This is a genomic window from Pantoea sp. ME81 (assembly GCF_903970985.1).
Classification (GTDB): Bacteria; Pseudomonadota; Gammaproteobacteria; order Enterobacterales; family Enterobacteriaceae; genus Pantoea; species Pantoea communis.
In genome coordinates this window covers 1-8,694 of sequence record NZ_CAJCKS010000189.1, presented here as the reverse complement: position 1 = coordinate 8,694, position 8,694 = coordinate 1, and the positions used below count along the sequence as shown (strand labels likewise).

The window sequence follows — 8,694 nt, the reverse complement described above, 5'->3', positions numbered from 1 at the left end:
TGACGTGCCACCAGCAGCAAGGTGATGTAGTGCTTATTGGCCTCAGGGAACACATCACTGGTGAATGCGCCGTTTTGCAATTCGGTCAGGGTTAATCCGGTTTCTTCAAGCACTTCACGTCGTGCGCAGTCATCCGGAGATTCACCAAATTCCAGATGCCCACCCGGTGCTGACCAATCCCCTGAACCGTGGCTGCCCTTGCGGCGGCCCAGTAACAGTTTTCCTTCACGGAAAATCAATACGCCTACACCCACTTGTGGTGACATAGAACCTCCAGGGTTTTGCGGGCGCCGCCATCGGCGCCCCGACGATCACGCGATACCGATCGGCTGATAACCCTGCCACTCCGGGCGGAAGGGTTCGCCATCGCTATCCGGCGTTAAATGAATATAGAGGTCACCGATCTTTTCCAGCAGCAAACAATCATCCACATCCTTCAGATTATCTTTGTGCTGATGGTCTGTTCCGGGCAACAGGTTAGCAAGTCCTTTGGCTTTCGCTTCCTTAACGTCTTTGGCAACGAAAAGACCGAAGGCATGCAACTCAGCCAAAGTGGAAGGATGGTACGCACCGGCGTTAACAAAAAACAGCTTTTCACTGCCGGTGGTGGGCTTATCAGACAGAGACACGCGATAGCCATCAGCCCAGGTCACGCGCGCATAGCCATCGACGTGGATTTTATCCGCATCACCAAACCAGGCTTCACGCAATGCAGGCCAGGCATCCTCGGGCTTTTCTGCAGCAACGAACTGGATATCATGCACTTCAATGTTAGATTTTCCGGCATTACCGCCTACGTAAAAGATAAACAGGTTCACGCGGTCATTTCCTTTTGATGGACATAGAAGAGTCAGGCAGGCGTTATAAAACAAGATATATATCGATTCAACCGTTTCATACCGTCATTATCCCTGCTTGAGGTGAGGTTTAAAACGCAATGCCATCACCATCAAAACCACCACTCCGACGCTCATGATGGCCCATGCGCTATCCAGTGAGTCTGCACGATCGCGGACGATTCCGGCAATCAGTGGCATCAATGCTGCCAGCAAATAGCCGCCGCCTTGCACAAAGGATAACAATCCCGCCGCCTCTTCAGGGGAATGCGCATGATCAAGCGTCACAATCAGTGACAGCGGAAATAGCGCACCAATCCCCAATCCGAGCAGCACAGTGGGCAACCAGGCCAGTGCACCGCCCAGCCACATCAGGCTGATTAATCCCAGCAGCAGGGAGGTCAGCACCAGCAGCAACGGAAAACGGCGGTCACGGAAGCGATGGATTAAGCCCGACACGATAAAGCCCGCCACCACTTCCGTTAGCGTCAGTGCACCGAGCACATAGCCGCTGTGCTGCGGCGTCCAGCCATGCTGCATATAAAACGGCGGTAACCAGGCCAGCACCAGCGTGTAAGCCCCTGTACCAATTCCGAAGAACACCATGAGCAACCAGGTACGGCCCGTTCGCGCAGTTTTAGCACGCTGAACGTGAGCAGCGGGAACGATATTGCGCAACGTGATTAACCACAGCAGTACCGCAACAATCGCGGGCACAACGGGTATGGCAAGCGCCATGCCCAACCCCTGCGCATCCGCCAATGGGGCGGCCGTCGCGGCAGCCAGCGCTGCACCCGCCATAATCCCGGTGGTAAACAGTGCCATTAGCGTGCCGGCCTGTGCAGCAAAGTGCCGTTTAATCAGCGCAGGCATTAATGCCTGAATTAAGCCTATGCCAATGCCCGCCACCAGCGCACTGGCAATCAGCATCTCAGCTGTTGGGACAGCACCGCGCACAAGGCAAGCTAACGCCAAAAGAATCAAACCGGCGGCGATGCCGCGAACCTCACCAACGCAACGCAGCAACCACGGCCCCGCCAGGGCAGACAACCCCATCATCACCACCGGCAAGGTGGTGAGTAAACTGAGTTGCGTGGCGTTGAGGTGGGATTCGCGTTGCAGTAGCGGAAACAACGGTCCTATGGCGGCCATGATCGGGCGTAAATTCAGTGCGATGATGAAAACCAGTAAAGCAAACATGCCTAAAGCAGGTAAGGTACGAGTCACTTTGCATCTCCATGTGCGTCGAAAGTATCTTAACGTTAAGATACTTTGCAGCATTTCGATAGAGGGATGCGCACAAAGCAACACATTCGAGGGGAAATATGACCGACCACGTTGATTTTGTTATCGAGCAGTGGGCCAACGCCATGCCGGAGTTGGATGCCTCCTCAATGGCGATATTTGGCCGCATGTTGCGCATCATGAAGCACCTCGCCACCCGGCGCGCGGAGGCACTGGCTCCTTTCCATTTTCGCGATGGGGAGTTTGATGTGCTCGCTACGTTGCGACGTGCGGGCCCTCCCTATTGCCTTTCTCCCACGCAGTTGTACAAATCGCTGCTGATTACTTCTGGCGCAATGACTAATCGGCTCAATCGTCTTGAGGAGGTGGGATCCATTGAGCGCGTGGCCGACCCTGAGGATAAGCGCAGTATGCTGGTCGCCTTAACCGATGCCGGACGTGAAAAGATTGAGCAAGCCCTGCTGGTTCATACTGAGACGCAGCGTGATCAACTGGCAACGTTAAGTGCTGATCAGCAACAGCAACTACAGTCTTTACTCAGCCAACTGATGCAGGCATCGGAAGCCCAGCGGTAAGCATTTCGTCGGGGGATGTGTCAAAATATGAATTAATTCAGTACGCTTTCCGCTATGTTAGCGCTTCTGCTACGCCTTTTGATGGAATACATGATGAGCACCAAATACGCCCCTTCGCAGATTTTTCTCCACTGGCTGACTTTCTTGCTGGTCGTCACGGCCTATTGCACCATGGAATTTCGCGGATTAGCGACGCGCGGATCCTGGCAGGGCTTTGCCATGATCATTGGTCATTTCAGCGCAGGGAGTTGTGTGCTGGTGCTGATGCTGTCACGCGTCATTCTGCGCTTTCGTCATCGCAGCCCGGCGATAGTCCCTAAACCGCCACACTGGCAAACCGGCCTCGCGCACCTCATGCACCTGGCGATCTACCTGTTCTTTATTGTGTTGCCGATCCTCGGCATTTTGTCGCGCTTCTATATGGGCCGCACCTGGTGGATTTTCGGTATTCCGATGCCGGTGAGCGGCGATCCCGATCCTGATTTTGCTGACAGCATTGCAGACTGGCATGAAACACTCGCCCCTTACGGCTACTGGCTGATTGGTATTCATGCCGTTGCGGCACTGGCGCATCATTATTTATTCAAAGACAACACCTTACTGCGCATGATGCCGTCTCGTCGTTCACGCTAATCCTGCTTTCTGCGCCCGGTAATCGCGCTGGCCGGGCGCCCAAAATAGCGTTGAAACGCGACGCTAAAATTGCGCGGATGTTGATATCCCACCTGCCATGCCGCCTGAGCCACCTGAAATCCCTCCTCCAGCAAGCGATGCGCATGCTCCATGCGCATCTGCAACAACATCGCGCCCGGCGTGCAGTGAAAATGCTGCTGAAACCCTGTTTTCAACTGGTGGTCACTTAACCCTGCCGCCAGCGCCAGCGCACTCAGTGAAAAAAACTCAGCCAGATGATCGCGCATCCAGTCGCGAGCCTGTTCCAGCCGTTCAACCATTTGAGGATGTAGCTTGTGCTGAATATTCGTGGGTTGAAGCTGATGGCGATGCAACGCCAACAGGCTGAGCGCCTGAATTTCCAGTAACAACGGATCCTCATGCACCTGACTGAGTTGCGCCGCGGTGGCGTGGCCGAAACGGCTAAAAAGATGGCGCTTAAGCTGAGGCTGTAACAATCCTTCTGCAGCCTGTTCACCAAAATAATGGCGCACATTCGCCGCACTGAGAATCAGGCGCACCTGCTGCACCCGCTCACCCGCGCGATACAATCGCTCGCCCTGGCTGGCCTGAAAACTGGTCACGGTAAGATGCCCGGCACTGAAAGCGATCTCACGTCCGTTGCTTTCCCGAAAGCGCGATTCTCCCTGCACACCAAAAGTCAGCACCAGTTGTGGCTGCTCGTTAGACGGTTTTGAAGACTCACAGAGTGCCTGCACGGGCCAGTAATCCGATTGCACCATGCGCATCTCTCGCGACAGTTGATGCTGGCGCACACGCATTTCACCAGGCTTTTGCATCCTTTCTCCTTTCGCAGAGTTAAATCACCGTCTCGCAGACAAATGAGAATAAATTGCATTTACGCCAAAGGCTAGTCTGATGTTCACGTTACCTGTTCAGGAGATTGCCATGCGTTCACCGCTTCCTACTCTCGATCATCTGCTGGCTCAGCACGCCCTCAACGGCGCTGTGGCGTTTGCATTTGAACATCGCTTGTTTGATTTCATGGCGCTACCCGCCACCGCTGCGCAAGTCGCTCAACATTATGACTGGCAGCCGCATCAGACCTATCATCTGTTACGCCTGTTATGGAGCACTGAACTGCTCACGCATGAAGCTGACTGCTTTGTGCTGGCACCCGATGTCCATACTTATCTGTGTCGCGACAGTCGCCGCTATATCGGTGACGCCTGGCGCTATCGTCATCAGGTGTTACAGCAGTTCGCTCAGCGGATGCCACAACTGCTGACGCAGGCGGAACCCGGCTGGCAGGATCCTTTGCAAATCGATACCGCGTGGGCGGATGCCGCCTTGCATCAAATCGCCCAGGAGCAGCGTGCGCTGAGCGCGGACACCGCCTGCGCGATCGCTGATACCCTGGCTGATTTTCAATATCCGGCGCTATTGCTGGATATGGGCGGCGGTCCAGGGTTGATCAGCATTGCGTTAGCACAACGCTTTCCGCAGCTTTCGGTGATCGTGCTCGACCTGCCTCAAACCGCCACCGTCGCACAGCGCAATATCGAAAAAGCCGGCCTGAGCGATCGCTGTTGCGCGCTGGCGAAATTGCCTGAAGGGCGTCAGGTGGACATTATCTGGAGTTCATCGTTTCTTTATTTTATGGCGGACAGACAGGCGATGCTGCGCGAGTGGTTCACACGCTTAAAGCCAGGCGGATTGCTGCTCAGCGCCCATGCAGAAGTCCCTGAGCAGCCAGAGGAAGCACGGCAGGTGCTGCCATTCTTTACCCCGTTAATGATGCGAGGTTACAACGTCACGAATGAGGGTGTTTTGTGCGAGGAATTACAGCAGGCAGGATTTGATATTGAGCGCGTCCAGCGGATGCAACCGTTTCCAATGTCGCCGCTCAATGTCATCGTGGCGCGAAAGCCTAAAACGTTAAGCTAAAGCTCTCATCCAGCAGCGCAATGATCTCGCTATCCGGCAAGCCATTTTCCAGCGTCAGGCTGATCCAGTGCTCTTTGTTCATGTGATAAGCCGGATAGACGCCGTGCTGCTGGCGCAGGGAGCCGGTGAGTTCAGGACGGGTTTTGATATTCATCACCTGTACCACCGGTCCTGCGTCCAATCCGAGTTTGTGGCTTTCCAGCGGGAACACCAGCGCAAACCATTTACGGTGGCGAGGGTGCCGCAGTACCGCGTATTCACTGTGTTTTTTCCACGGATAGTCGGGTTCAATTTGGTAGGTTTGGCTGATGTGTTCGAACAGTTGCTGGCGATTCATGAGGGTTCCCGATGTGTGGAAGTCATTGTCGGCCTTGAGCAAATAGCACAAGGCCGCGCCTTACGTTATAAGGCGCGGCCCGTTGTGACAAGGTCTTCAACGCAGACGGCTGGCTCAACTCAACTGAAAACGTCCCACCGTTTGTGCCAGTTGTGCCGCCTGATCTTCCAGCGAACTGGCCGCCGCCGACATCTGTTGCACCAGCGCGGCGTTCTGCTGGGTGGTGCCGTCCATTTCATTCACCGCGATGGTGACCTGGCTGATACCGCGCGCCTGCTCATCGGATGCCACCACGATCTCACCGATGATAGTCCGCACTGAATTCACCGCCTGGGTCATCTCCTGCATAGTCTTACCGGCGTCTTGCACAAGCTGCACACCGCTGCCGACACGTTGGCTCGACTCCTCAATCAGCGCCGCAATCTCTTTCACGGCGTTAGCACTGCGCTGCGCCAGATTACGCACTTCAGAAGCCACCACTGCGAAACCACGCCCCTGCTCACCGGCACGTGCCGCTTCCACTGCCGCATTCAGTGCGAGGATGTTGGTCTGGAAAGCGATGCTGTTGATGATGGCAGTGATATCGCCAATCTTCTTCGCACTGTCATCGATCTGCGCCATGGTCTGTACCACTTCACCCACCAGCGATTCGCCACGACTGGCGATCTGCGTGGCGTTTTCCGTCAACGCCGTGGCCTGATGCGCATTGGTGGCGTTGTGTTTCACTGTGGCGGTGATTTGCTCCATGCTGGCGGCGGTTTGTTCCAGGGCTGCCGCCTGTTCTTCCGTGCGCGAGGCCAGATTGAGGTTACCGCTGGCAATTTCGCCTGCGCCCTGACGAACGGAGGAACTGGCATCCTGAATTTGCCCGACAATCTCACGCAACTGGTTTTGCATGGTATGCAGTGCGTAGAACAGGCTGCTGTTATCGCGCCCTTTCAGGGTGATGACGTTATCCAGTTTGCCATCAGCCACCGCCAGCGCAATGGCCGCGGCTTCCAGTGGCTCGCCACCGATCGGCTTCAGTACTTTACGGCTGAATAACAGCCCCAGCAGGGCGCAGACCACCAGAATGCTAATGATCATCAGGATCACGGCGTTGACCAGTTGACGATGCGCCGCCGCCATCACTTTGCTCACCGGCGCGACCACCCCGAGATACCATTTCTGATCGCTGTTGCCGATCACCACCGGCTGCCAGGTGACCAATGCATCTTCACCCAGTAACGCGTCATGCTGTTCCATGACGTCTGAACTGTAGTGATGGGTATCGCCTTTCCACGCTTTGCTGGTTTGGTTTTTATCCGGGTAAGACACCACATTCCCCGCGCTGGACAGCAGCATGGCGTAGCCCACGCCTTCCCAGGGTTTGATTTTATTCACCTTCTCCTGCAGCGAGGCCAGCGAAATATCTGAAGTCACAACCCCCCACAATTTGCCCTGGCTGAGAATCGGCGCCGCCACGGACGTCAGCAGTGTGGGAACGCCGTTGTAGGCATAGCTGTAGGGTTCAATTAATGTGTCTTTTTGACTTTTCTGCGGTAGCAGGTAGTAGTCACCCTGGCCCGGTGTAAAGATCGAGGTTAGCGGGTGCATCTTGAAATTGCCCGACTGATCGCGATCGACGAAGAAGGCATAACGCCCCTTCGGTGCAGCACCCGGCTGGGTGGCGAACTCGGCGTCGCGGCCATCGAAGGCGTTTTCTTCAAAGACCACTGAAATCGACAGGTAGTCAGGGTTATCGCGCAGTGCCGACTCCATGACTTTATCGGCGACTTTACGATCCTGAATCCCTGCGGCTGGCAGTGCTATCAGGCTGTGGCCGAGGTTATGCGCCACGTCTCGCGCATAGCTCAGCTCCTGCTGGATTTGCAGTGCCTGGGTTTGTGCAATCTGCTGCAGATAGTTCTCGGCCAGTGACTTTTGCTCGTTGCTGGACTGCCAGCTCAACACGCCGATGGTGACGGCAAAGCCGAGGGTGATGGTTAAGGCGCCCGTCAGCAGCATCTGCGTGCGGGTGCTCATTGTTTTCTTTGATGCGTGTTTGGCCATTATGGCGCTCCTGGAGTTGACACTTTTTCGGTTTAAAAATGAACCACTCCCTGTGCACCTACATCCCTCTGTAGAGACTATCGGCGCGCGGCGCAGGAACTTGATGGATAAGCAGGTCGGAGGAGAATTGAATGAGGTGTGATGTTGCACGGGCGCCCCTCAGGCCGCCCGCTGGTGCATCAAGGTGCACCTTTGCATCATGAATATTTGAGCAACGACCGGCGTCGTTATTTAAAGCTGTCGCTTGCTGCTTTGGCGATGGCGATTTCATTCGGGTTAGCAGAACCGCTGACGCCCACCGCACCAATGGTGTTGTTCTGCCACACCACCGGTGAGCCGCCGCCGAGCGGAATGACGCCCGGTAAGGTCGCGATAGCCGGTTCTTTACCGTTGGCGCGATCCATATATTTGTCTGTTGGCGTGCGATACAACGCAGCCGCACGGCCTTTCAGAATGGAAGAATCGATGCAGCCAACGGGGGCATTGTCCATACGGTTAAACGCCAGCAGCTGGCCTGACTGATCCAACACGGCAATACAGACGTTGGCGTTCAGCGCGTGCGCTTTTTCCTGCGCGGCCGCGATCAGCTTTTGCGCATCGCCCTGGGAAAGAATGGTTTGCGTCAGGGTGGCATGCGCGGCAGCAGAACCGAACAGCGCGGCGCTCAACAGCGCAAGGGATAAAGCCTTTTTCATTGAAGTTACTCCTTAAAGGGTCATACCGTTATGAATACGGGCGACGTCAACGCCGCCCGTAAAAGTTATTTCCGGCGGCGCAGAAGAAGGATCAACGCCCCCACGATCACCAGCAGCGCAACGACGCCACCGATGATGCTTAACGCATGCGCGTATCGCACCAGCCAGCTGCCGCTTTCGCCTTTCAGCGTTTGCTCAACATCAGCTGGCGTAATCGCATGCTGCGGATTACCGAAGTTGGTGGAGACGTAATCCGCCACTTTGGCCAGTTCGGCCTGACTAAACTGGGTGCGAAATTCCGGCATAAAGGCGTGTTCGTTGCCAGTCTGGCGATCAACCCCTTCCGCAATCGTCATGATCAGGTTGGCGGGATC

General features: G+C 55.5%; 11 protein-coding genes. 3 read left to right on the top strand and 8 right to left on the bottom strand.

Features of this window, described 5'->3' with window-relative positions; translation table 11 throughout:
* From H7A81_RS23275 to H7A81_RS23265, 3 genes are all read right to left on the bottom strand, one after another.
* The coding region (locus tag H7A81_RS23275) for an NUDIX hydrolase (protein ID WP_182058849.1) at positions 1-266 on the bottom strand (266 nt) is incomplete at its 3' end.
* A 45-nt stretch (positions 267-311) separates the two neighbouring features.
* A complete protein-coding gene (locus H7A81_RS23270) occupies positions 312-818 on the bottom strand; it encodes a DUF1543 domain-containing protein (protein WP_182058848.1) in 507 nt (168 codons plus the stop codon).
* A gap of 87 nt (positions 819-905) precedes the next feature.
* Positions 906-2,063 (bottom strand): MFS transporter, encoded by a 1,158-nt coding sequence (locus tag H7A81_RS23265; RefSeq protein ID WP_255479028.1) that lies wholly within the window; start codon positions 2,061-2,063, stop codon positions 906-908.
* Between the two features lie 98 nt (positions 2,064-2,161).
* Here H7A81_RS23265 and H7A81_RS23260 point away from each other — a divergent pair, with 98 nt between their 5' ends.
* Together H7A81_RS23260 and cybB are read left to right on the top strand one after the other, a co-directional pair.
* Positions 2,162-2,656 (top strand): MarR family winged helix-turn-helix transcriptional regulator, encoded by a 495-nt coding sequence (locus H7A81_RS23260; RefSeq protein WP_058961073.1) that lies wholly within the window; start codon positions 2,162-2,164, stop codon positions 2,654-2,656.
* Between the two features lie 93 nt (positions 2,657-2,749).
* On the top strand, positions 2,750-3,289 hold the full coding sequence (cybB, locus tag H7A81_RS23255; protein WP_034829799.1) for a cytochrome b561: 540 nt from the start codon (positions 2,750-2,752) through the stop codon (positions 3,287-3,289).
* Here cybB and H7A81_RS23250 read toward each other — a convergent pair.
* Entirely contained in the window at positions 3,286-4,128 is an 843-nt protein-coding gene (locus H7A81_RS23250) for a helix-turn-helix transcriptional regulator (protein WP_182058847.1), read from the bottom strand. The two genes, cybB and H7A81_RS23250, sit on opposite strands and share 4 nt — an antisense overlap.
* A gap of 109 nt (positions 4,129-4,237) precedes the next feature.
* Between H7A81_RS23250 and H7A81_RS23245 the strand changes: the two genes are divergently transcribed.
* Positions 4,238-5,236 (top strand): class I SAM-dependent methyltransferase, encoded by a 999-nt coding sequence (locus tag H7A81_RS23245; RefSeq protein WP_182058846.1) that lies wholly within the window; start codon positions 4,238-4,240, stop codon positions 5,234-5,236.
* Here H7A81_RS23245 and H7A81_RS23240 read toward each other — a convergent pair.
* From H7A81_RS23240 to H7A81_RS23225, 4 genes are all read right to left on the bottom strand, one after another.
* Complete coding sequence (locus H7A81_RS23240) at positions 5,220-5,573, bottom strand: MmcQ/YjbR family DNA-binding protein (RefSeq protein ID WP_166934302.1); 354 nt, start codon at positions 5,571-5,573, stop codon at positions 5,220-5,222. The two genes, H7A81_RS23245 and H7A81_RS23240, sit on opposite strands and share 17 nt — an antisense overlap.
* Positions 5,574-5,687: 114 nt before the next feature.
* Positions 5,688-7,625: a methyl-accepting chemotaxis protein gene (locus tag H7A81_RS23235; protein WP_182058845.1), complete on the bottom strand. Its 1,938-nt coding sequence runs from the start codon at positions 7,623-7,625 to the stop codon at positions 5,688-5,690.
* A gap of 227 nt (positions 7,626-7,852) precedes the next feature.
* The gene (locus tag H7A81_RS23230; protein ID WP_034829794.1) at positions 7,853-8,320 is read right to left on the bottom strand and encodes a heme-binding protein; all 468 of its coding nucleotides are present in this window, start codon (positions 8,318-8,320) and stop codon (positions 7,853-7,855) included.
* A gap of 65 nt (positions 8,321-8,385) precedes the next feature.
* Positions 8,386-8,694: cytochrome c (locus H7A81_RS23225; RefSeq protein ID WP_182058844.1), on the bottom strand; the 309-nt coding region annotated here is incomplete at its 5' end.